21 protein-coding genes are annotated in these 21928 nt (G+C 59.4%); 12 read left to right on the top strand and 9 right to left on the bottom strand.

Translation table 11 applies throughout. From position 1 onward, the window contains the following. The first annotated feature begins 178 nt into the window (after positions 1–178). The 4 genes from ACR0B0_RS16155 (at position 179) to holA (ending at position 4777) form a co-directional block, all read left to right on the top strand. Positions 179–664 carry a DUF3576 domain-containing protein gene (locus ACR0B0_RS16155; protein ID WP_170351055.1) on the top strand — a complete coding sequence of 162 codons (486 nt, stop codon included), beginning with the start codon at positions 179–181 and terminating at the stop codon, positions 662–664. Positions 665–736: 72 nt separating this feature from the next. Continuing rightward, a complete protein-coding gene (leuS, locus tag ACR0B0_RS16150; RefSeq protein ID WP_480648693.1) occupies positions 737–3274 on the top strand; it encodes a leucine--tRNA ligase in 2538 nt (845 codons plus the stop codon). Next, positions 3261–3752: an LPS assembly lipoprotein LptE gene (gene lptE, locus ACR0B0_RS16145; RefSeq protein ID WP_170351057.1), complete on the top strand. Its 492-nt coding sequence runs from the start codon at positions 3261–3263 to the stop codon at positions 3750–3752. The genes leuS and lptE overlap by 14 nt, the downstream gene beginning before the upstream one ends. Further along, positions 3749–4777: a DNA polymerase III subunit delta gene (holA, locus tag ACR0B0_RS16140; protein ID WP_480648691.1), complete on the top strand. Its 1029-nt coding sequence runs from the start codon at positions 3749–3751 to the stop codon at positions 4775–4777. The genes lptE and holA overlap by 4 nt, the downstream gene beginning before the upstream one ends. Here the strand turns inward: holA and ACR0B0_RS16135 are convergent. Further along, entirely contained in the window at positions 4774–5955 is a 1182-nt protein-coding gene (locus tag ACR0B0_RS16135; RefSeq protein WP_480648689.1) for a TIGR03862 family flavoprotein, read from the bottom strand. The two genes, holA and ACR0B0_RS16135, sit on opposite strands and share 4 nt — an antisense overlap. Positions 5956–6003: 48 nt before the next feature. On the opposite strand from ACR0B0_RS16135, the gene ACR0B0_RS16130 reads away from it, so the two are divergent. Then, positions 6004–6300 (top strand): HNH endonuclease, encoded by a 297-nt coding sequence (locus ACR0B0_RS16130; protein WP_170351060.1) that lies wholly within the window; start codon positions 6004–6006, stop codon positions 6298–6300. On the opposite strand, the gene ACR0B0_RS16125 is transcribed toward ACR0B0_RS16130, so the two are convergent. The 3 genes from ACR0B0_RS16125 to ACR0B0_RS16115 are packed head-to-tail and all read right to left on the bottom strand — an operon-like array spanning position 6301 to position 8383. Further along, positions 6301–7038 carry a VOC family protein gene (locus ACR0B0_RS16125; protein ID WP_480648687.1) on the bottom strand — a complete coding sequence of 246 codons (738 nt, stop codon included), beginning with the start codon at positions 7036–7038 and terminating at the stop codon, positions 6301–6303. Next, positions 7035–7643 carry an enoyl-CoA hydratase/isomerase family protein gene (locus tag ACR0B0_RS16120; protein ID WP_480648685.1) on the bottom strand — a complete coding sequence of 203 codons (609 nt, stop codon included), beginning with the start codon at positions 7641–7643 and terminating at the stop codon, positions 7035–7037. The genes ACR0B0_RS16125 and ACR0B0_RS16120 overlap by 4 nt, the downstream gene beginning before the upstream one ends. Next, the gene (locus ACR0B0_RS16115; RefSeq protein ID WP_170351063.1) at positions 7640–8383 is read right to left on the bottom strand and encodes an SDR family oxidoreductase; all 744 of its coding nucleotides are present in this window, start codon (positions 8381–8383) and stop codon (positions 7640–7642) included. Before ACR0B0_RS16115 ends, ACR0B0_RS16120 begins: the two co-directional genes overlap by 4 nt. Positions 8384–8522: 139 nt before the next feature. Here ACR0B0_RS16115 and ACR0B0_RS16110 point away from each other — a divergent pair, with 139 nt between their 5' ends. Continuing rightward, positions 8523–10046, top strand: a complete 1524-nt coding sequence (locus ACR0B0_RS16110) for a DUF2125 domain-containing protein (protein ID WP_480648683.1) — start codon at positions 8523–8525, stop codon at positions 10044–10046. A gap of 49 nt (positions 10047–10095) precedes the next feature. Here the strand turns inward: ACR0B0_RS16110 and ACR0B0_RS16105 are convergent, their stop codons facing one another. Then, positions 10096–11022: a hypothetical protein gene (locus tag ACR0B0_RS16105; protein WP_480648681.1), complete on the bottom strand. Its 927-nt coding sequence runs from the start codon at positions 11020–11022 to the stop codon at positions 10096–10098. Positions 11023–11261: 239 nt separating this feature from the next. Here ACR0B0_RS16105 and ACR0B0_RS16100 point away from each other — a divergent pair, with 239 nt between their 5' ends. The 4 genes from ACR0B0_RS16100 to lpxK are packed head-to-tail and all read left to right on the top strand — an operon-like array spanning position 11262 to position 15613. Further along, positions 11262–12608 (top strand): TldD/PmbA family protein, encoded by a 1347-nt coding sequence (locus ACR0B0_RS16100; protein ID WP_170413903.1) that lies wholly within the window; start codon positions 11262–11264, stop codon positions 12606–12608. After that, positions 12595–13395 (top strand): inositol monophosphatase family protein, encoded by an 801-nt coding sequence (locus tag ACR0B0_RS16095; protein WP_170413906.1) that lies wholly within the window; start codon positions 12595–12597, stop codon positions 13393–13395. Before ACR0B0_RS16100 ends, ACR0B0_RS16095 begins: the two co-directional genes overlap by 14 nt. Beyond that, complete coding sequence (locus tag ACR0B0_RS16090) at positions 13392–14615, top strand: 3-deoxy-D-manno-octulosonic acid transferase (RefSeq protein WP_480648679.1); 1224 nt, start codon at positions 13392–13394, stop codon at positions 14613–14615. Before ACR0B0_RS16095 ends, ACR0B0_RS16090 begins: the two co-directional genes overlap by 4 nt. Further along, positions 14615–15613 (top strand): tetraacyldisaccharide 4'-kinase, encoded by a 999-nt coding sequence (lpxK, locus tag ACR0B0_RS16085; RefSeq protein ID WP_480648677.1) that lies wholly within the window; start codon positions 14615–14617, stop codon positions 15611–15613. Before ACR0B0_RS16090 ends, lpxK begins: the two co-directional genes overlap by 1 nt. A 39-nt stretch (positions 15614–15652) precedes the next feature. Here the strand turns inward: lpxK and ACR0B0_RS16080 are convergent, their stop codons facing one another. Both ACR0B0_RS16080 and ACR0B0_RS16075 read right to left on the bottom strand, forming a co-directional pair. Then, positions 15653–16309 carry a DsbA family protein gene (locus ACR0B0_RS16080; protein ID WP_170351070.1) on the bottom strand — a complete coding sequence of 219 codons (657 nt, stop codon included), beginning with the start codon at positions 16307–16309 and terminating at the stop codon, positions 15653–15655. Between the two features lie 14 nt (positions 16310–16323). Next, positions 16324–16830 carry a DUF721 domain-containing protein gene (locus ACR0B0_RS16075; RefSeq protein WP_170351071.1) on the bottom strand — a complete coding sequence of 169 codons (507 nt, stop codon included), beginning with the start codon at positions 16828–16830 and terminating at the stop codon, positions 16324–16326. A gap of 81 nt (positions 16831–16911) precedes the next feature. Here ACR0B0_RS16075 and mutY point away from each other — a divergent pair, with 81 nt between their 5' ends. Both mutY and ACR0B0_RS16065 read left to right on the top strand, forming a co-directional pair. Beyond that, positions 16912–17967, top strand: a complete 1056-nt coding sequence (gene mutY, locus ACR0B0_RS16070) for an A/G-specific adenine glycosylase (protein WP_480648675.1) — start codon at positions 16912–16914, stop codon at positions 17965–17967. Between the two features lie 59 nt (positions 17968–18026). Continuing rightward, positions 18027–19163 carry an alkane 1-monooxygenase gene (locus ACR0B0_RS16065; RefSeq protein WP_480648673.1) on the top strand — a complete coding sequence of 379 codons (1137 nt, stop codon included), beginning with the start codon at positions 18027–18029 and terminating at the stop codon, positions 19161–19163. Positions 19164–19241: 78 nt separating this feature from the next. On the opposite strand, the gene ACR0B0_RS16060 is transcribed toward ACR0B0_RS16065, so the two are convergent. Then, positions 19242–20630: an adenylate/guanylate cyclase domain-containing protein gene (locus tag ACR0B0_RS16060; RefSeq protein WP_480648671.1), complete on the bottom strand. Its 1389-nt coding sequence runs from the start codon at positions 20628–20630 to the stop codon at positions 19242–19244. 143 nt (positions 20631–20773) lie between these two features. Then, on the bottom strand, positions 20774–21874 hold the full coding sequence (locus tag ACR0B0_RS16055) for a site-specific DNA-methyltransferase (RefSeq protein ID WP_170362369.1): 1101 nt from the start codon (positions 21872–21874) through the stop codon (positions 20774–20776). Between the last annotated feature and the right edge of the window lie 54 nt (positions 21875–21928).

The following is a 21928-nucleotide window of genomic DNA, read 5'->3' as shown; positions in this document are numbered from 1 at the left end:
CATAAATGACTCGGCTGCATTGAGGGAAAATTGGTGCAAGGATGCCACAGTCTGTTTTTGGGCATCGGTAAGCCCTACGACCACTGATATGTGACAATAATAGGGTTGTTGCTGAACGGGTCCTTGTCTAGGAGTAACAATTGACAACGTTGACCAAAGTGAACAGGACCAGTCGATAATGCGCCTGCAGACGATTTTCGGTTTGATCATAATGACTGCTGCCGTGTCCGCCTGCGGACAGAATCGGGCCGCACCAACCGAGTACACTACGAATCTCGATGCGGGTAAAACCGATGAGCGCCAGCTCAACGATCCGAATCGCGAGACCATCTGGGATGTGTTCAACACGGCCAATGCTGAACAGATCACAAATGTGAATCGCTATCTTTGGACGGCGTCGCTGGATGTATTGAATTTCCTGCCGGTTCAGGAAGTTGATCCCTTTACCGGGGTAATCGTGACCGGGTACGGCACACCTCCGGGTGGAGGGCGGCAGTATCGCGCGACAGTTCACATCAGTGACCCGGCCCTGGCGGCGCGGTCTCTGTCGGTCTCGCTGCAGACCAGCGGTGGCGCCCCGGTCAGTGCGGCCACGACCCGCGCAGTCGAAGATGCAATCCTGTCCCGCGCCCGTCAGTTGCGCATTGCGGACAACAAGTTCTAGCAACTCGTCGAAAATCACACTAATACCACGCCGGGTTCCTACCCGGCGTTTTCATTCACGAAGGACCGTACGATGTCTCGCTACTCGGCCAACGAAATCGAAGCAAAATGGCAAGAGGCCTGGGACAAGGCCGGAATCTTCACCGCCAACCACAAGGCGGACAAGCCGAAATACTATGTGCTTGAGATGTTCCCTTACCCGTCGGGCCGAATCCATATGGGACATGTGCGCAACTATACGATGGGCGACGTGATCGCGCGACACAAACTGGCGACCGGCCACAACGTATTGCACCCGATGGGTTGGGACGCCTTCGGAATGCCTGCGGAAAATGCCGCTATGGCCATCGGTGGCCACCCCAAAGACTGGACCTACGGGAACATCGCCGACATGCGGGGGCAAATGAAGCCATTGGGCCTGTCGATCGATTGGTCGCGTGAGTTTGCAACCTGTGACCCAGAATATTACGGCCAGCAACAGGCGTTGTTTCTGGATATGCTCGATGCTGGGCTTGTTTACCGCAAGAACGCCGTTGTGAATTGGGACCCGGTCGACATGACCGTTCTGGCCAACGAGCAGGTGGAACAAGGGCGCGGCTGGCGCTCGGGCGCGTTGGTTGAACGCCGCGAGTTGACCCAATGGTTCTTCAAGATCTCGGACTATTCAGAGGAACTGCTCGACGCACTGGACACGTTGGAAAACTGGCCCGCAAAGGTCCGCTTGATGCAGGAAAACTGGATCGGCAAGTCACGCGGCCTGCAATTCGGGTTCGAGCGCACGGACGGAGGCGAACCGATCACCGTCTATACGACGCGCCCCGACACGCTGCTGGGCGCGTCGTTTGTGGGCATCTCGCCGGATCACCCGATTGCCAAGCAATTGGAAGCCGAGAACCCCGAAGTTGCTGAATTCGTGGCTGAATGTCGCAAAGGTGGCACCACCGAAGAAGCCATCGAAACGGCTGAAAAGCTGGGTTACGATACCGGGATCCGCGTCAAGCACCCGCTGGACCCAAGCTGGGAACTGCCAGTTTGGATCGCCAACTTCATCCTGATGGACTATGGCACGGGCGCGATCTTTGCCTGCCCCGCGCATGACCAGCGCGACTTGGATTTCTGCCGCAAATACGGCCTGCCCGTGGTCGATACGTTCTTTGCGCTGGATGACGCCACTCCGGTCGACAAGATCGCCTTTGTCCCGCCGAAAACCGAGAAAGTCCGTTGGGTGAACCATTTCGCGGGCCTGACCGAGGCGACAGGCGACGAGGCTATCAACGCCACCGTGGATTTTGCCGAAAAGGCAGGCTGGGGCGAAGGCGTCACCAAATACCGCCTGCGAGACTGGGGCCTTTCCCGCCAGCGCTATTGGGGTTGCCCGATTCCCGTTGTCCATTGCGACAGCTGCGGTGTGGTGCCCGAGAAGAAAGAGAACCTGCCGGTCCGCCTGCCCGATGATGTCACCTTTGACAAACCAGGCAACCCGCTGGACCGTCATCCGACCTGGCGCGACTGTTCGTGCCCGAACTGCGGCGCCCCGGCCAAGCGAGAAACCGACACGATGGATACGTTTGTCGATTCGTCGTGGTATTTCGCCCGCTTCACCGCCCCGCGCGCCGAAACGCCCACTGATTTGGCTGAGGCCGAATACTGGATGAATGTGGACCAGTATATCGGCGGCATCGAGCACGCGATTCTCCACCTGCTCTATTCCCGCTTCTTCGCGCGGGCGATGAACATCACGGGCCATCTGCCCAAAAAGGCCATCGAACCCTTCGATGCGCTGTTCACCCAAGGCATGGTGACCCACGAGATTTACCAGACCCGCGACGAAAACGGCCGCCCGGTCTATCACCTGCCCGAGGATGTGACCGACGGCAAACTGGCAGACGGCACCGAGGTCGAGATCATCCCTTCGGCCAAGATGTCGAAATCCAAGAAGAACGTGGTCGACCCTGTCAGCATTATCTCGGCGTTCGGTGCCGACACCGCGCGCTGGTTCGTGCTGTCCGATTCGCCGCCCGAGCGCGATGTGGAATGGACCGCGTCCGGGGCCGAGGCCGCCTATAAGCACCTCAGCCGGGTATGGAACCTCTGCGACAAGATCGGGGCCATGAACCCAGCAGCCGAAGGGGAAGGCGATCAAGAGCTCTTGCGCGAGATGCACAAGACCATCCACGACGTAACCCTTGGCGTTGAGAGCTTTGGCTTCAACGCAGCGATCGCGAAACTCTACGCCTTCACCAATACGCTGGCAAAATCCAAAGCTGGCGCTGCGGCGCAAAAGCAGGCAATAAAAACGCTGGCGCAGCTGATGTCGCCGATGACGCCGCACCTTGCAGAAGACATCTGGGCACATCAAGGCGGCGAAGGCTTGGTGGCGGTAGCCCCATGGCCCGTTGCGGATCAGGCGATGCTGGTCGACGACACGGTGACCCTGCCGATTCAGATCAACGGCAAGCGCCGCGCGGAAATCAGCGTGGCCAAGGATATGGCGAAGGACGAGGTTGAAAAAATAGCGCTCAGCACCGAAGCTGTGCAAAAGGCGCTGGATGGCAATGCGCCTAAGAAGGTTATTGTTGTCCCGGGCCGGATCGTAAATGTCGTTGTTTAACCGCAGAATCCTGTTGATGATACCGCTGGTGTTGGCTGCCTGCGGCTTTGAACCGGTCTACGCGCCCGGTGGTTCGGGTGCGGCCCTGAACGGCAAGGTCGCCGTTTCAGCGCCAAACTCGGTCGACACCTATTTGCTGGTCCAAAATCTGGAACAGCGGCTGGGGCGCAGCGCGACCTCGGGCAGCGAATACAATCTGAATGTAAACGTCTCGATTGCTTTCCAGCGGTCAGCGATCACTTCGACGAACGAAACCAACCGCTATACCATCGAAGGCAGGTCTAGCTACACGCTCAAATCAAACGAGACCGGTCAGGTCATTGCCTCGGGCACGGTCGAGAATTTCGTCAGCTATTCTGCCGCCGGATCGACAGTGTCCACGCTGGCGGACGAACGCGACGCCCGCAAACGGCTGATGGCGATCCTGTCGGATCAGATCGTAAACGAACTCTATGCTGCGCCAGGCCTTGGTTCATGAAGCTCAGCCCGCGCGAGGCTGAAGGGTATTTCGCCCGGCCCGACGCCGACAAGGCCGGGCTCTTGATTTATGGTGCGGATACGATGCGCGTGGCACTGAAACGCCAGCAGGTTCTGTCGGCACTTCTGGGCGCCAATGCCGAAGAGGAAATGCGCCTGACCCGCATTCCGGGCACGGATTTGCGCGGCGATCCTGCACTTTTGTTGGATGCGGTCAAGGCCGTGGGGTTTTTCCCAGGCCCCCGCGCCGTATTCGTCGAAGACACCACCGACACCGCCGCCCCGGCGATTACCGCCGCGTTCGAGGATTGGGCCCCCGGTGATGCCCAGATCATCGTCACCGCCGGGCAGCTGAAACCAAGCTCGAAAGTCCGCAAGGCGTTCGAGGCGCATCCCGCTGCCTATGCCGTCGGCATCTATGACGACCCACCCTCGCGGACCGAGATCGAACGTATTCTGACTCAGGCCGGGTTGCAGAACATCCCTCGCGATTCGATGTCTGCCGTTGCTGAACTGGCCACCGGCATCAGCCCCGGAGACTTCACGCAAACCATTGAAAAACTGTCGCTCTATAAACGTGGAGACAGTTCCGAACTGGCCATCGAAGATATCGAAGCTTGCGCGCCCCGCTCGACCGAGGCAGCGTTGGATGATGTTTTAAACGTGGTCGCTGAAGGCCGCGCCGGAGAGATCGGTCCGCTGATCCGACGGCTGCAATCACAGGGCACCAATGCGGTCAGCCTGTGTATCGGCGCAACCCGGCACTTTCGCACATTGTATGCCTGTGCCTCGGACCCCGGCGGGGCGGCACAGGGCATCGGTAAGCTGCGGCCACCGGTCTATGGCAAACGCCGCGACCGGATTTTACGCCAGGCCCAGGGCTGGGGGGCACCGAAGTTGCAAACGGCTCTGACAGTTCTGACTGATACTGACCTGTCACTGCGCTCAGCTGGGCAGACTGCGCCTGCCATGGCACTGGTGGAACGCGCAATGATCCGTCTGGCTATGCTGGCCCGATCCCGCTAACCGGTGCGCAACCAATCCACAGCCGAACGCCCGGCCCATCGCCCAGTCGCCATGCAAGCGGTCAGCAGATAGCCCCCGGTCGGAGCTTCCCAATCCAGCATCTCTCCGGCGCAGAACACGCCGGGCATTGCAGTCAGCATTAGCCCCTCGTCCAGCGCTGTACATCTGACCCCACCAGACGTTGAAATGGCTTCATCCATCGGGCGCAGGGCAGCCCCGGAAACAGGAAGTTGTTTGAGTGCAGTGGCCTCAGAGGATTGCGGCAATCCACAACGTTTCGACATCTCATGGAACAACGCAACCTTTTGCCGCGGCAGCTTCAATGACTTCTTCAGCCATTGTGACAGTGTGGTCTTGGAATTCTTTGCAGCCAACCGCGACTGTAGCGCCACTGCGTCCAGATCGGGCACAAGATCGACTAACAGGTCCGCACCGGCGCGCAAAGCCGGGGTCAAAGAATACAACCCGCCGCCCTCAAGCCCCGTTGCCGATATCGTGGCTTCTCCGCGGCTGTCCAGCTCTCCGGCCATCCAACGCACCGATTTCAGCGCCGCGCCGAAATGCGGGGTCATGTGGGGGCTCCAGTCAACGGACAAGGCGGAATTCGCCGGGGCGAAGGGTGTCAGCGCGACGCCTTTCTGTTGCAAGATATCCGCCCATTGACCGTCTGACCCCAACCGCGCCCAGCTGGCCCCGCCCAGCGCCAGAATGGTCACATCCGGCTTCAGGCTCTGTGTACCCTCAGACGTATGGAAAATCAGCGCATCGCCGTCCCATCCCAACCAACGCCAGCGGGTTTGTATCCGAACGCCCGCGCCCTCAAGCCTCCTCAGCCATGCGCGCAACAGCGGCGAGGCTTTCATCACTGTCGGGAAAACCCGCCCGGTCGAGCCGGTAAACAGCTTCTGCCCCAAACCCCGCGCCCAGTCCTGCACCTCGGCGGCGTCGAACTCAGCAATCATCGGACGCAGCCACTCCGCCGCCTCTCCGTAGGATTGCAGCAAAGTTTCGAACGGTTCGTCCTTGGTCAGGTTCAGACCCGACTTGCCCGCCATCAGAAACTTGCGTGCGACTGATGGCTTGGCCTCGGCCACCATCACGTCATGGCCAGCAGCGGCCAGTTCCCCTGCCGCCATCAGGCCTGCGGGTCCGGCCCCGATCACCACTGCCTGCGCCATGTCCGTCCCCTTGCCTTTCACGCTATCCAGCGCAAATCTGTACCTGCCATGTCAGACAGCGATCCGATCTGCCCGCTCTGTGACCGCCCCATCCCGGATGGGGGCGGCAGCCTGCACCATCTGATCCCAAAACTCAAAGGGGGCAAGGGCGGACCCACGGTTTTGCTGCATGTGATTTGCCACAAAGAGATCCACGCCACCCTGACCGAGGGCGAATTGGCCCGCGCGTTCAATACGGTCGAGGCTCTGCGCACCCACCCGCGTCTGGAGAAATTCCTGATCTGGGTGCGCAAACGACCACCCGGATTTTGGTCGAAAGTTCCGGGCAAGCGACGTGGGCGCTGATCAGCCAGGCCGCACCGGATCACCAAAAGCATCCCTCAGGGACGTCGACAGCCCCTGAACCTCTAACCCCCTGTAATCCGGCGCCGGCGCAAACTGCGCCCCGGCGATATGTTGGAATTCCAGCGTGGTATAGGGACGTTTCCAAAGCCATTCGCGGTTCTCAACGGACCAAAGGTCCGGATTAGGCGGCACATCATCGGTGAAGGCATAGAAATGCAGGTCGAACCCGTATTGGGCCACATCCTGCACTGAAAGCAGTCGCATGCCTTGCGCCCGACAGAACGCATCCTCGGCGGCTATGTCCCCTGTCCGCAAGGTGATCTGGCCGATGCAGGCATTGGCGAATGGTGCGGCAGGGTCGGCTGCGTTGTCAGGACGGTTGCCCTGAAAGTCGTGTTGCAGCAGCTCGATCACAAACCCTTCGGGGTCTTTCAGGTGGCACATATAGCCGATGTCGCGGAACTGTTTCGGCTCCGAGACCTCGACGCCTTTTTCACGCAGACGAGAAACAGCCAGGTCAACATCGGGCACGGTAATACCGATCTTCCAATACCGCTGTCCACCATCGTGGGCATATCCGCCCCCACCCGGCATCAGCAGCAGGTCCGCGTCCTGCCCACCATAGCCAATGCGATAATTCGCCCCCTGCGCACGCGCCGTCATACCCAGAACATCCGTATAAAAATCAGTCAGTTGCATGGGGTCGGCAACACGCAGCAGCACGGCGGACAATTTCATTGGCTCATCCTTGCGATTCCAGCGGCAATTCGGGGATCGGCGGCCAGGCTGTCTGCCACCAGTTCATGCGCCGTTGGCATCAGTTGATCAGGGTCGACAACCCGGTCGACCAGACCGAAACCGTACGCTTCCTCTGCCGTGATCTTTTGACCGGCCATCAGAATCATCTTGGTGCGTGATGGCCCGATTAGGGCAGCCATACGCACCGGGTCCGAGGGTTGCGGCAAAAACCCCAGCTTCATCACAGGATAAAAGAACTTGGCTTGCGGCACCGCGATTCGGAGGTCACAGGCCAGCACCATCCCGTTGGCACCGCCCGCCAGCGTCCCGTTCAAAGCAGCCACCGTCAGACACGGCAAGGCCGCGATGGCGCCTGACAACCTCTCCCAAAGATCCGAGGTCGCCAGCCCTGCACGGACCTCATCCAGATCGGCCCCGGCGCTGAACACCTTACCCTCACCTGTCAGGATCAGGGCCCGCGCCTCATTAGCAGCTTCGGCGATCTCAACCAGTTCACTCAGCATCGCCTCGGTCAGTGCATTGGCCTTTTGCGGGTTGTTGAGTGTGACCGTCCACAACCCGTCCTTCTTGGTTAGTTTGATCACGTCAGCCCTACCCTTTGCCGGATATCTTCGCGTCGCAGCGAGATTTCTGAGCCCAGAAACTCATCTGCATCCGTCGAACACATCCACAGCAATGCCCGTGCAGGCCAATCGGCGGGAATGTGATCATCCCAATCCAGCTGGCTAACGGCATTGATGCCGCTCGCCTTGATCACCCGCTGCATATCCGTGGCCACGGTGCCCGGCGACAGGCCCATAGCACGAATGCCGTGCATTGAATTTTCAAGATGCAGGCATTCGGTCAGCATTTTAGCCCCGGCTTTCGAGGCGCAGTAGTGGCTCCACGCCTCGATCGGGTTTGTCGCCGCGCCCGAAGAAACCGTGATCACCGTGCCCCCGCCCGCCGCGCGCATAACCGGTAACGCGGCGCGCATTCCGTAGAAGACACCTTTGAGGTTGATGTCGATTGCCTGGCTCCACGCGGCGACATCGGCATTGGACAAGTGAAAGATCGGATCAATGACACCCGCGTTGCCGATCAAAACGTCCAGCCCGCCAAAACGGTCGATACAATCCGCAACGGCCTGTTCGACCTGCGCAAAATCGCTGACATCGCATTGCAGCGCGATAGCATTGTCACCCAATGCAGCAGCCAGCGCATCAATCTGGTCGAGGTTACGGGCCACTAGCGCGACATTTGCCCCCGCTGCGGCAAATACGCGCCCCGCTTCGGCCCCGATGCCACGACTGGCCCCTGTTATCAGTACGGTTTTACCCTGCATACGGACCCTGTACCTCCGTTGTTTTTAGATTGTGTGAATCTTTACCGTGCCAACGGGGAAAGGGTCCAGCCCTTGCCCCTTGACGCCTGCGGCCTCAGGCACGACGATGCCGGCAAATTTGATCAAGAAGGGTTCTCAAATGTCCGCTTTCCTCCGCCGCAGCAGCGGCGCAGTTCTGGCCTATGCCGTTGTCACTCAGGGCGCGTTCGCCGATGTCACCGCCCAGCAGGTTTGGGATGATTGGCAGGCCTACCTGTCCCAGATGGGCTATACGGTTTCGGCGGAACAATCCATCTCGGGCGGGGTGACCACGATCACCGATATGAATGTTGCCTTGTCTTCGCCGGACACGGACGGATCGTTCAAGATGACCGTGCCGCAGATGACCCTGACTGAAAATGGTGACGGCACAGTCAGCATCGGTTTTCCCGAAAGCTTTCCCATGACCCTGTCCGGCGAGGAAGAGGGGGAGGCGTTTTCCGTTGATATCGAGTACTACCATACCGGGCTTGAGATGGTCGTTTCGGGCCAACCGGACGATATGACTTATGATTATTCCGCGCCCACACTTGGTCTGAAACTGGGTGGCGTACAGGTCGAGGATGAGACCCTGCCCAACGACATGCTGGCCATGGATTTCAAACTGACCGACTTGTCCGGAGATTCGCGGATGAAAATCGGCGAAACCCGCACTGTGGACCAGAAAATGACCGCAGCCGGGCTGACCTATGATCTGGCATTCACCGATCCCGAAGGATCAGATGATGGCGAGATCAACGGGTCGATGAACCAATTGACCTTCGAAGGCACCAACGTGATCCCCGAAGATTTCGACGGCACCGATCCGCAATCCTTCTTCAACGGCGGGGTCTCATTCTCGGGTCTGTTCACCTATGCCTCGGGTCAGGCCGCGATTGAAGGGACGAGCGAAGGTCAGGCATTTTCGATGGCCACCCAATCCGAAGGTGGCCGGTTCGGCGCCAGCTTGGACGATCAGCGTCTGGCTTATGATGTCGAACAAAACAGCGCAAACCTCGCCGTGACTACGGCCGAGCTGCCGTTCCCAATCGAGATGGCAATGGCCAAGACAGGGTTAGGGTTCGAATTCCCGGTGCAGCAATCCGAAGAAGAGCAGCCCTTTGGACTGTCGGTCAACGTAACCGATTTCACCATGTCGGACGTGTTGTGGAGCATCTTCGACCCGGCAGGCGCCCTGCCGCGCGACCCGGCAACGATCGCGCTGGACGCCACCGGAACCGCAAGAATCCTGACGAACTTCTTCGATCCGGCCGCCATCGAGGCTCTGGAAACATCTGGCGAAGCACCGGGTGAGCTGAACTCGCTGAAGATCAACGAATTGCTGGTCTCAATGGTCGGAGCTAAATTGACGGGTGACGCGGACTTTACTTTCGACAATTCCAGCACCGAGGAGTTCGACGGGCTGCCGACCCCGGCCGGCGTGGCGAACCTTCAGCTGGCGGGCGCCAACGCATTGATCGACACGCTGATCACCATGGGCGTGATCGGCGAAAGCGACGCGATGGGTGCGCGGATGATGATGGGCCTGATGGCCGTACCCGGCGACGAACCGGATACGCTGAACTCGAAAATCGAGTTCACGGAAGATGGCCAGATACTGGCCAACGGTCAGCGCATCAAGTGATGTTGGGGGGCGAAGCTCAATATTACCAGAGCTTCGCCCGCTAACTGACTCAGGTCTGCAAATCCAACTCGTGGACTAGAGCTCGTGCGATACGCCGTCCGGCGGTTCGACCATTAAAATACGCGGGTGTCGGCAGATCCTTAGCAATGCTCTGCATGTGGAACCGGTACATCCCCTCATAAAATTTGAAGTTGGTCTCACACAGAAAAAACTTCCCGGTTTCTGCGCATGGAAGAATGTCATGCGCGTAAAGCCCGACGCCCACAGCATTCTTGACGCTTTTCGCGATGTCGCGGATTTGGTCACTATTGGGTTTGATCAGTAGGTCGTGAAAATGTGTTAGCATTTCAGCGTCAACCGGCGTCCCCCGAGTTCGGACATTGAGTCCTTTTCCGGCTCTTATCCACGAAAACAAGACCTGTTCGCCTACCGCCATGGCACGAATGGATAAATGCCAGGGCTTACCTTTGTATTCGTATTTGCAATTGATGTAATCGGTGTTGTACCGCGTGGAATCCAATTCCCTTTCGTCGCTCACGAGTTGCACCGGAACATGCGCGTTTGACACTTCGTTCGAAAAAACAGTGCCGAAACTGTCACCCGCCTCAATCAACCTAGGCATGGGAACGCCCGCGGCCGTCAAAACCTTGTTCTGACGGACTTTGTGGCCAATGACGCGCCCATGTTCAACGGAATGCAGTACCTTGTGACCCAGAGCAGCAAGCTCTGTTTCACGTGCACGCAGCCAGTCTACTTTTTGATGCTGAACGACGAAAAGCTCGTTGTAATGCAGTAATACATAGCTTTTCGGATCTGTTGTCGGGCCGCGCTCAATCAGTTCCCGGAAAGGCAAAACTTCAGCAGGGACTTGCAGCTTGGTAAGAACCCTTGTGAAATGGCTGATGATATTGCTCGACCCTTTGCCCGCGGCAACGACATGCGGCTCGTCAAAATCAACTACGAAAAACTGAGCCAAGCCAAGCTCTCCTATTTGCCTTCACTTGCCCGGGTGAAAGTTTCAATCTGTTGTGATCGTCACCCGGAAATCTGTAATGCGTCCCAACTAATGAAAGTTTATATGGAAATGTAAACCCTTCGGCTGCCCCATCTGAATTTGGGCCAAACTAAGGGGTCTGACCTGTGATCTATCTGCCCAGAGGCCTTGCGGGACGGGCGGTCCAAGGCTAGGTCCAATGCAATACAACCGGAGGCCGCATGACCCTTACACCTGAAGACATCAGCCAATCCTTGATGGACGCGGCCCGCAATGCCGGGGCCGAAGCGGCGGATGCTATTGTGATCGATGGCTCTTCGGTTTCAGTCGAAGTGCGGAGCGGGGCACTGGAACATGCCGAAAGGTCCGAGGGTACTGACCTTGGCCTGCGGGTGTTCCTGGGGCAGCGGCAGGCGATCGTGTCCAGCTCTGACAGCCGCCCGGAAACCTTGACCGCGATGGCCGAGCGCGCCGTGGCCATGGCCCGCGAAGCCCCCGAGGATCCGTTCACCGGGCTGGCCGATGCGGCCCAGTTGGCCACGGATTGGGATCTGCCCGCATTGGAATTGTTCGACCCCACCCCGGAACCAGCGGCCGAAGACCTGCTGCATGACGCGCTGGCAGCCGAAGCTACGGCACTGGCGGTTCACGGCGTATCGCAAGTTTCCGACGCAGCGGCAGCTTATGGCACGCACCGTGTACATCTGGCAGCAACCAACGGTTTTTCCGGTGGCTATGCCCGCAGCAGCCGCTCGACCTCATGCGTGGCGATCTCGGGCGAAGGTACCGGGATGGAGCGCGACTATGACGGCGACAGCCGCACCTTTCAAAGCGACCTGCGCAGCCCCGAGGAAATTGGCCGCACCGCAGGTGAACGTGCTGTGGCGCTGGTTGGGGCTCAGAAACCCGCCACCGGCACATTTCCGGTGCTGTTTGACGAACGCATCTCATCCTCGCTGATCGGTCACCTGCTGGGGGCCAGCAATGGTGCGGCCATCGCGCGGGGCGCGTCTTGGCTTAAGGACTGTCTGGGCGAACAGGTGTTACCTGACCACCTGTCGCTGATCGAAGACCCGCACCGCCCACGCATCGCAGGCTCGCGCCCCTTCGACGCCGAAGGACTGGCAACGCAGCGGCGCGCCATTGTCGAAAACGGCGTGCTGACCGGCTGGACGCTTGATCTGTCCAGCGCGCGCAAGCTGGACATGACCTCAACCGGTAACGCCGCGCGCGGCGTGTCGGGGCCACCTTCGCCCAGCAACTGGAACCTGAGCCTGACCCAAGGCACACACAGCCGCCAGGACTTGCTGCGCGACATGGGCACCGGGCTGCTGGTGACATCTATGATCGGCTCGACCATCAACCCAAACACAGGTGACTATTCACGCGGTGCATCAGGGTTTTGGGTCGAGAACGGAGAAATCACGCATCCGGTCAACGAATGCACCATCGCGGGCAACCTGCGCGATATGTTGAAACGGATCATCCCGGCAAACGACGCGCGCCCGTATCTGTCGCGGGTGGTTCCGTCGGTGCTGATCGAAGGAATGACACTTGCCGGCAGCTGACCTGCAACTTTTGATCGACGCCGCATTAGAGGCCGGAAAGATCGCCACCCGATACTCGGGCACAACGGCGCAGCGCTGGGATAAACCCGACGGCGCCGGACCGGTGACCGAGGCCGATCTGGCCGTCAACGCCATGCTGGAACAGCGCCTGCCCGCCGCCCGGCCATGCTATGGCTGGCTGAGCGAAGAAACCGAGGATTCCACTGACCGGCTGACGAAGGACCGGGTGTTCATCATCGATCCGATCGACGGCACCCGCAGCTTTGCCGAAGGATCGCGCACCTGGGCACACTCACTGGCCATTGCAGAACAGGGCGAAGTGATTGCGGCTGTAATTTACCTGCCACTGCGCGATCTGCTGTATACTGCGGCCAAAGGACAAGGCGCGTTTCTGAATGGGGCGGCGATCCACGTCTCGGGCGTCACGACGCTGGACACGGCGCAAATATTGGCGGCCAAACCCAATATGAAGCCACACCATTGGCGGCAGGGTCAGGTGCCTGACTTTGAACGGGTCTATCGCCCGTCACTGGCCTATCGAATGGCGCTGGTCGGACAAGGGCGTTTCGACGGGATGCTGACGCTGCGGCCCAGTTGGGAATGGGATATCGCCGCGGGCGACCTGCTTATCCGCGAGGCTGGCGGCCGCTGTTCCGACCGGTTGGCGCAACCCTTGCGGTTCAACAACGCCCATCCGCGCCTGAACGGCGTGATCGCGGCCGGCACGCCCATTCATGACACCCTGCACGCACAGCTTGACCCGGGCAGCACCGGAATCCGCCCATGAGCCGACCGCGATCCCTCAGCCTGGCAGCCTATCGGGTTCTGTCCTGGGGCGTGTCCAACCCGAGCAGCCAACCCGAGATCCAGCGCCCTGAGGGCGAGTTGCTATGGGTCCATATCAACGCGCAGGATCGCCAGCGCGCGGTCGTAGATTTCTGCCATAGGCTGCAGCAGGTTCGACCCACTTTGCATGTGCTGCTGACAGTGCCCGCCGAAGCCGACCTGAGCCTTTGGGAGCAAGGAGACTACCCGCTGGTGAACCTGCCCTCGGAACAAGCGGGGGCAGCACGCGCGTTTCTGGACCATTGGCACCCCGAAATCGGCCTGTGGGTCGGGGGCGGGCTGATGCCCAATGTTATCACGCGCGCCGAAGAGCGCGGTATTCCCCTGATCCTGATCGAAGCACGGGTCGATATAAAGATCGCGCGCGGCGCCCGGTGGCTGCCGGACATCACCCGTTTTACTTTAGACTGTTTCAAAACCATCCTGACCACGAATTCGGAGACCACCCGGACAATCCGTCGTCTTGGCATAACGTCGGGCAAAGTCACCGATTCTCCACCATTGTATGTCAGCCCGAACCCGCAGCCCTGGCCCGAGGATGAACTGATCGAAACCAATCACGCACTGGCGGGGCGTCCGGTCTGGTTGGCAGCATGTGTGCGGGACAAAGAGTTCATCTCGATCCTTAGTGCCCATCGCCAGGCATTGCGGATGTTGCCCCGGCTGACACTGGTGCTGCATGTGGCAGACACCGCCGAGGCAGAACCACTGCAAAACCGCCTTGAGACGATGGATCTGCGTTGTACCAATTGGGACACCAGCGGTCAGATCGAAGACAACACGCAGGTTATCCTGTCCGCCCACTCCGAAGATCTGGGCCTGTGGCACCGGGTCTCGCCAGTCACATTCATGGGCAGTTCGCTAGAGCGCGACGCGGGTGGGCGCGATCCACTTGTTGCCGTTGCCCTTGGGTCGTCCGTCATCCACGGCCCGTTTGTGCATCGTCATCAGCAGATGTACGATCAACTGGATCGGGCCGGGGCTGCCCGCATGGTCAGATCCGCAACCGAACTGGGCGACGCCGTGGTCGAGCTGCTATCGCCTGACCGAGCTGCAGATATGGCGTTGGCCGGATGGCAGATCGTATCCGAAGGCGCACCACAAGCGGATCACCTGATCGATATGGTGCAGGATTGCTTGGATCAGCGGAGTGCGGATTGATGAGAGCACCTGGTTTTTGGAACACCGCCCCCAACCGGCTGGATATGCGTGCCAGACTACTGGCACCGCTTGGCCGTATTTATGCCGCCGCAACCGCCCGGCGGGTTGCGTCGGAACCGGGGGTTAAACCTGGCGTCCCGGTCATCTGCATCGGCAACCTGAACGCGGGTGGCACCGGCAAGACCCCAACCGTGATCTGGATGATCGAGCAATTGCGCGACGCCTGGCACGAAACGCATGTGGTGACGCGTGGCCATGGAGGTTCGTTAGAAGGGCCCGTGCAGGTTGACCCATCCAAACACACCGCCGCGCAAGTCGGGGATGAACCCCTGTTGCTGGCCGCATTTGCTGAGGTTTGGGTGGCCAAGGACCGCGCCGCCGGCGCGCGCGCGGCGGCCGAAGCCGGGGCCAGTGTGATCCTGCTGGACGACGGGTTTCAGAACCCCTCGGTCGCCAAGGATTTCTCGGTCATCGTGGTCGATGCGGCGCGCGGATTCGGCAATGGGCTGTGTCTGCCTGCCGGGCCTTTACGTGAACCTGTTGAAACCGGATTGCAACGCGCCGATCTGGTACTGTCGCTGGGTGATACCGACGCGCAAACCCAATTTGCCGATCGCTGGGAAGCGAAGCTGACCGTGCCCCACGCCACCGGCGCGGTTGAGCCCCTGCAAACCGGTATGGATTGGGCAGATACGCCGGTTCTGGCCTTTGCAGGGATCGGTCATCCTGAAAAGTTCTTTGCCACCTTGCGCCAACAGGGCGCGACACTCTTGCGGGCCGAGGCACTGGACGATCACCAACCGCTGACCCCTGCCCTTATGACCCGGTTAGAAAACGAGGCCCGCCTGCTGGGCGCGCAAATGGTAACAACAGAAAAAGACGCCGTGCGCCTGCCACCGGCGTTTCGCAGCAAGGTCATCACCCTGCCCGTGCGTTTGAAAGTGAATGAGGCCGACAAGGTGCGGCAGATGCTGCTGCAAATCGCCCCGTCGCCGTAAAGTGCGACCGGTCCATGCAGAACCGGTCGCAACAGGCAATCAGCTGCCCAGTTCTTCTTCGATCAGCTTCTTGAAATCGGCATAAGATTGGTTGTCGACCTTCTTGCCATTCACAACGAACGAAGGCGTGGATTGAACACCGTCACGTTCGGCGTTTTCCTGATACCAGGCCACCAGTGTCTGCGCGCGGGTGCCGTCCTGCAGGCAGGATTCAAGCTGGTCATTGTCAATACCAGCCAGACGCCCGATCTTGCGCAGCTCGTCCACGATTTCAGCTGGACCACCTGCGCGGGTCCATTCGGACTGACCTTCATAGATCAGGTCGGAAATGCCAAAGAACTTATCGGGGCCGTCACAACGCGCGACCATCGAAGCCCACAGGCCATATTTGTCGAAATACACCTCGCGATAGATGAACTTTACCTTGCCGGTGTCGATGAAATCCTTCTTCAGCTGCTTATACGCCCCCGTATGGAAGTTGGCGCAATGCGGGCAGGTATAGGATGCATATTCGATGATCTCGACCGGCGCATCTTCGGCCCCCTGCACCATCTCGACGATGGTCGAGGTGTCAATATCGGCCTCTTGCGCCTCGGCACTGCCAATCATCGGATAGGAAGTAGAGGAATTCGACAGCCAATAGCCGCCAGCGGCGATAGCTACGGCCGCGCAGATTCCGGTTGCAATACGGCTCATTTCTCAGCCCTTTCTCAGCGTTTTTGCTTGGATAATACGTTGCGGCCCAGACGTTCAAGGGCCGCGCGCAGATCACCGTCATTGACGTCGCGCGCGGTCCGGTCCGCCTCGGCCACGATTTCGGGATCGATTTTGGGTTTCGCCGCTTTCGGTTTGTGATCGAAGCTGGCCTGCCCCTCGGCAAATCCTGTCGGCGCGGTCTGGGTGATACGCACCCGGCTGATGGCGTTATAGCCATAAACAGCATTCACCTTGCCGCGCAGCTGTTCTTTTTGCATTTCAAGCATCGGAGCCTGCGGGCCAGTAGTCAGCACCGTCAGCGTCGCGCCGATCCCGCCCTTGCCATAGCCCACATTCACCGGTCGCGCGATGGCGGCCATATCCTGGCCAACGATCTCGGCCCAATGGGTCAGCAGACGCGAAACGGCAAAGCCCCGGCTTTCCCCGGCGCGCCTGATCTGGCCGTTCAGCAATGTCGCGGTGCGTTTGAACCCGCGGGTCGAAGAACGTCTGCGCTGCATCTGGTTTCCAACTCCTGCGCCGCTATTGTAAAGGGCATGACATCGGACGCCAGCGAAACCCGACAGAAAGATAGATAAAACTTGCGTGACACTATTCAACATGACCTGAGCGGTGCGTTACTGGCCTGGTATGACCGCCACGCGCGCACGATGCCCTGGCGTGTAGGCCCGGCCGACCGGGCGGCGGGCATGATACCCGACCCCTACCGGGTCTGGTTGTCCGAAGTGATGTTGCAACAGACCACCGTGGCCGCTGTCCGAGATTATTTTACGCGATTCACCGCGCGCTGGCCTACGGTTCAGACACTGGCGGCCGCACCGGATGATCAAGTCATGGGCGAATGGGCCGGGCTGGGTTATTACGCCCGTGCCCGCAACCTGCTGAAATGCGCGCGCGCGGTGGCCAATGAACATGGCGGCGTTTTTCCTGATACCTATGACGCCCTGCTGAAACTGCCCGGCATCGGCCCCTATACGGCCGCCGCTATCTCGGCCATCGCTTTTGACCAGCCCGAAACTGTTCTGGATGGCAATGTCGAGCGGGTTATGGCGCGTCTGTATGACATTCACGACCCTCTGCCAGGCTCGAAACCCCTGTTGAAAGAAAAAGCCGCTGCGCTAACGCCCGACCTGCGACCCGGAGATTATGCACAGGCCGTGATGGATCTGGGGGCAACGATCTGTACCCCGAAATCTCCGGCCTGTGGCATCTGCCCCCTGCGCGACCCTTGTCAGGCCCGTGCGGCCGGAACCCAGCCCGACCTGCCGCGCAAGACACCGAAAAAGCCGAAACCCACGCGGTATGGCCATGTCTATATCGCTCAGCGTACGGATGGAGCCCTGCTGCTGGAGCGGCGCCCCGACAAAGGGTTGCTGGGCGGCATGCTGGGCTGGCCGGGGTCAGTTTGGTCAGATGCGCCAGCAGACTCCCCCCCCTTTTCCGCTGACTGGCAAGCTTTGGCAGGTGAGGTGCGCCACACCTTCACCCATTTTCACCTGATCCTGTGTGTCTGGACAGCTACGTTGCCGACGGAAACGACCCTCGATGATCTGATCGTTTTGGAAAAACACACTTTCCGCCCCAGCGACCTGCCGACCGTGATGCGCAAAGCATATGACCTCTGGCGCAACCGGTAACCCATTGTCTGTCCTACCGGACTGTGGCTAATGTGCGCGCAGTCATCCGGAGCCACCCAATGACCGCAACAGATACCTTACCCCGTTGGCAATCAGCCCTGCCGTTCTGGATCTCATTCCTGCTGATCCCGCTGATCTGGTTCACCGCAATGGCTGGCGGTTGGTGGGTCTTGCTGGTGCCACTTTCCACATGGTGGGCCTTTGCGTTGCTCGACCGGCTCACCGGGCTGGATCTGACCAATGCCAACCCCGATACCCCCGACTCGGTGTTGCACTGGTATATCCTGCTGACAAAAGCTTGGGTTCCGGTACAATTCCTGACCCTTTACGGGCTGATCTGGCACGCCACGCATACCGACCACCTGTCAAGTTCAGCTAAGATTGGGCTGTTCTTCGGAATGGGAGTAATCTCGGGCACGATCGGCATCAACTACAGCCACGAGTTGATGCACCAAAAAGGCCGAGTCGAACGCTGGTTGGGCGATATCCTTCTGGCGATGGTGCTGTATTCACATTTCCGCTCTGAACATCTGCTGGTGCATCACCGCTATGTCGGTACGCCCCGCGACCCGGTGACTGCACGCTATAACGAGGGGTTTCATCGGTTTTATCCGCGGGTGCTGAAACAATGCCTGTTCTCGGCCATGCAGGCTGAACGCGAAAAACTGGCCCGTAAAGACCGCCCGTGGAGCGACCTCTCCAACCCGTTCTGGCGCTACTGGGCATTACAAGGTGCAATGCTGGTATTGGCCTTCGTGATCGGAGGTCTCTCGGGGCTCGCACTGTTCCTGATCCAAGCGGGCGTCGCCATCTGGCAGCTAGAATTGGTTAATTACGTCGAACATTATGGCCTGACGCGCAAACATCTGGGCGCAGGCAAGTATGAGCATGTCCAACCACGCCACTCATGGAATGCGTCACAGAAAGCGTCGAACTGGCTGCTCATCAATTTGCAGCGCCACTCGGACCACCACTATAAACCCAACCGCCGCTTTCCACTGTTGCAACACCACCCTGAGGACGCGGCCCCGCAATTGCCCTACGGCTATCCGGTGATGACGGTCGCCGCGATGATCCCACCGCTGTGGCGTCGCATCATGAACCCACGCGTCCGCGCTTGGCGGCGCCAATACTATCCCGAAGTTACGGACTGGACGTCCTATAACAAATTGCAAAACCCGCTGCCACGTGCCTGACCGCAGCACGCGTCAGCGGGCTGCCCGGCCCAACGATCCGCCTTGCATCTTCGATGCATGGTTGATCGGCGGGAGCCCTCACCCGGTCATCACCCATACATCCATCGGGGCCTCCACCCCCCGGACCGCACGATTTTCGTGTTTCGCAAACCCCGCCATCAGCTCGGATACGTTGCGGCCTTCTTCCTCCAAACGGCTCCGAACTGCGTCGCTCATGATGACTTTTGCCTGAAATTCGCGGGTCTGCGCCTCAAGCTTCGCGGCCACATTCACCGCATCCCCTATCACCGCAAATTCCAAACGGTTGGCGCCGATATCCCCCAGAACGACCGCGCCGAAATGGACCCCGATCCCCACACGTATCTCAGGCTCGCCCGTACGGCGGCGTTCCACGTTCCAACGGTCAATCACATCGATCATCCCACGCGCGCAGGCCACTGCATTACTCGCATCCTGCGGTGTCGGCACCGGCGTCCCAAACGTGGCCATCAATCCGTCACCCAGGTATTTGTCCAGCGTTCCGTGATGGCGGAACACTTCGGCCTCCATCCGGGCGTGAAAGCCGCGCAGGGCTTCAATCACATCATATGGGTCGCGACCAGCGGCATATCTGGTGAACCCGACGATATCGATGAACAGGACGGCAATTTGCTCTTTGCGCACCTGCTTCAGCGGCTCATCATTCTGGCTCAGCTCATCCACCACGTTCGGTGAGAAATACCGCGACAGGTTTGCCCTTTCGCGCTCCAACCCCGCATTCGACATCAGCAACCGATTGAGCCGCCGCATCGACACGCCCAATGTCACCGCCACCATCATGAACACGATCACCTGTTGAATACGCTGCGCTGGCATAAAGCTGTTGGGGTCCAGCAATTCTGCCACATCGGGATAGCCAGCCAATGCCTCAGCCACACGCTCGCTGAGACCGGGCATCGGGGTTGCGACCCACCAGGCGATGATCCATCCAGCCGTCCAGACCCCTGCTGTCCATGACCCGATCGCAATCACCGTGCGCCAGGAATAGGCCAACGTACCGGCCGCCAGAATGATGAAAAAATACTGGAAATTGTCGAACCGGTACTGCATCGCCAATGGTCGGACATCGTCGCTGAACGGGTTGGGCACAATCATCCCCAGTGTCATGATCAGCAGGTCTACAAAGATCAAAAGCAACTCGGTTCGCGATTGCCCCACACGCCCCGCGCGCCGGATAAACCAGCCGTTGGCGCAGATCAGCAGCAAGATGAAGTGATACCACAGCACTTCCCATTGCGGATTCAGGTAGATCAGCAGCACACCAGTCAGCGCCATCGCGATCCAGCGAGCGCGGACCGCAAGTTCAAGCCCCTCGCGCTTGTGTCGTTCCATCGCGGCTTCGGTATATTTGTTTTCCAGATCGAAATTGTCCGGGCGGGTCACAAAGAACCGGTCAAAGCGGGACTCGCTGGCTGTGGTATCCGACATTGCACAAGCTCCTTCACTGCACCGCAGAATACAGAAGGCCCGTTTCGAAACCAGATGTTGAAAAACAAAAGACCCCGCCGAGATCGGCGGGGCAAGGCTTAGTGCCTTGTGTCAGGCCACAGGCACCGGCGGTGTTGGTAAAATCAGTTCATCTCGGCCCGGATCTGCTGACGCAACACGTCAATCGGCACCGTTTTGCCGTCGCGTTTAAAGCACCAGTAGGTCCAGCCGTTACAGGACGGCGCGTTTTCCAGCTGCGCCCCCACTTGGTGGATCGAGCCCTTGACGTTGTTGCCCACCAGCGTGCCGTCGGCACGGACCTTGGCCTTGTGGCGCTGGTTCATGGAATACAGTTCTTCACCCGGGCGCAGCATCCCACGTTCAACCAATTGGCCGAAGGGCACGCGCGGCTCGGCACGTTTGCTGGCGCTGACCTCCAGCGCCTCACGGTCGAACTTACGGACCTTCGAGATGCGCTTTTCAGCGACCTTGCGATAGCTTTCCTCGCGCTCGATGCCGATGAATTCGCGACCCAGCATCTTGGCAACTGCACCTGTGGTTCCGGTACCGAAGAACGGATCAAGGATCACGTCGCCCGGATTGGTCGAGCCGATCAGCACACGGTGCAACAGCGATTCCGGTTTCTGCGTCGGATGCGCCTTGTCGCCGTTTTCATCCTTCAGGCGCTCGTGCCCGGTGCAGATCGGCAGCACCCAGTCACTGCGCATCTGAACGCCCTCGTTCAGCGCCTTTAGGGCTTCATAGTTGAACGTGTACTTTGCCCCTTCGCGTTTCGACGCCCAGATCATCGTCTCATGCGCGTTGGTAAAGCGTTTGCCGCGGAAGTTCGGCATCGGATTGGATTTGCGCCACACGACGTCGTTTAAAATCCAATAGCCCGCGTCCTGCAGGGCCGAACCCACACGGAAGATATTGTGGTAAGATCCAATCACCCAGATCGCGCCATTTGGCTTAAGCAGACGACGCGCTGCCTTCAGCCATTCGCGGGTGAATTGGTCATAAACGGCAAAGCTGGAGAATTGATCCCAATGATCGTCAACCGCATCTACCTGGCTGTTATCGGGGCGGTGCAATTGACCCTTCAACTGAAGATTATAGGGCGGATCCGCAAAAATCAGGTCCACCGACGCCTCGGGCAGACTGTTCATCACATCGATGCAGTCCCCGGATAGAATCGTGTTTAAAGGGAGCGCTTTTGCGCCCTTTTTAGTGGTTGTTGTCATTTGTACTGCCTCAAGTATCCACGGCGCTTTTGCGCTCATTTGGTTGAGACAAGG

This window comes from Ruegeria sp. BA12 (genome assembly GCF_056539625.1).
Note: the sequence above shows the minus strand (reverse complement) of the source record. Positions and strands in the feature narration are given on the sequence as shown.

Bases quoted from the DNA above. Each gene is read 5' to 3' on its own strand.
- ACR0B0_RS16155 (WP_170351055.1), top strand. From the start codon at position 179: ATGCGCCTGCAGACGATTTTCGGTTTGATCATAATGACTGCTGCCGTG.
- leuS (WP_480648693.1), top strand. From the start codon at position 737: ATGTCTCGCTACTCGGCCAACGAAATCGAAGCAAAATGGCAAGAGGCC.
- lptE (WP_170351057.1), top strand. From the start codon at position 3,261: ATGTCGTTGTTTAACCGCAGAATCCTGTTGATGATACCGCTGGTGTTG.
- holA (WP_480648691.1), top strand. From the start codon at position 3,749: ATGAAGCTCAGCCCGCGCGAGGCTGAAGGGTATTTCGCCCGGCCCGAC.
- ACR0B0_RS16135 (WP_480648689.1), bottom strand. From the start codon at position 5,955: ATGGCGCAGGCAGTGGTGATCGGGGCCGGACCCGCAGGCCTGATGGCG.
- ACR0B0_RS16130 (WP_170351060.1), top strand. From the start codon at position 6,004: ATGTCAGACAGCGATCCGATCTGCCCGCTCTGTGACCGCCCCATCCCG.
- ACR0B0_RS16125 (WP_480648687.1), bottom strand. From the start codon at position 7,038: ATGAAATTGTCCGCCGTGCTGCTGCGTGTTGCCGACCCCATGCAACTG.
- ACR0B0_RS16115 (WP_170351063.1), bottom strand. From the start codon at position 8,383: ATGCAGGGTAAAACCGTACTGATAACAGGGGCCAGTCGTGGCATCGGG.
- ACR0B0_RS16110 (WP_480648683.1), top strand. From the start codon at position 8,523: ATGTCCGCTTTCCTCCGCCGCAGCAGCGGCGCAGTTCTGGCCTATGCC.
- ACR0B0_RS16100 (WP_170413903.1), top strand. From the start codon at position 11,262: ATGACCCTTACACCTGAAGACATCAGCCAATCCTTGATGGACGCGGCC.
- ACR0B0_RS16090 (WP_480648679.1), top strand. From the start codon at position 13,392: ATGAGCCGACCGCGATCCCTCAGCCTGGCAGCCTATCGGGTTCTGTCC.
- lpxK (WP_480648677.1), top strand. From the start codon at position 14,615: ATGAGAGCACCTGGTTTTTGGAACACCGCCCCCAACCGGCTGGATATG.
- ACR0B0_RS16080 (WP_170351070.1), bottom strand. From the start codon at position 16,309: ATGAGCCGTATTGCAACCGGAATCTGCGCGGCCGTAGCTATCGCCGCT.
- ACR0B0_RS16075 (WP_170351071.1), bottom strand. From the start codon at position 16,830: ATGCAGCGCAGACGTTCTTCGACCCGCGGGTTCAAACGCACCGCGACA.
- ACR0B0_RS16065 (WP_480648673.1), top strand. From the start codon at position 18,027: ATGACCGCAACAGATACCTTACCCCGTTGGCAATCAGCCCTGCCGTTC.
- ACR0B0_RS16060 (WP_480648671.1), bottom strand. From the start codon at position 20,630: ATGTCGGATACCACAGCCAGCGAGTCCCGCTTTGACCGGTTCTTTGTG.
- ACR0B0_RS16055 (WP_170362369.1), bottom strand. From the start codon at position 21,874: ATGACAACAACCACTAAAAAGGGCGCAAAAGCGCTCCCTTTAAACACG.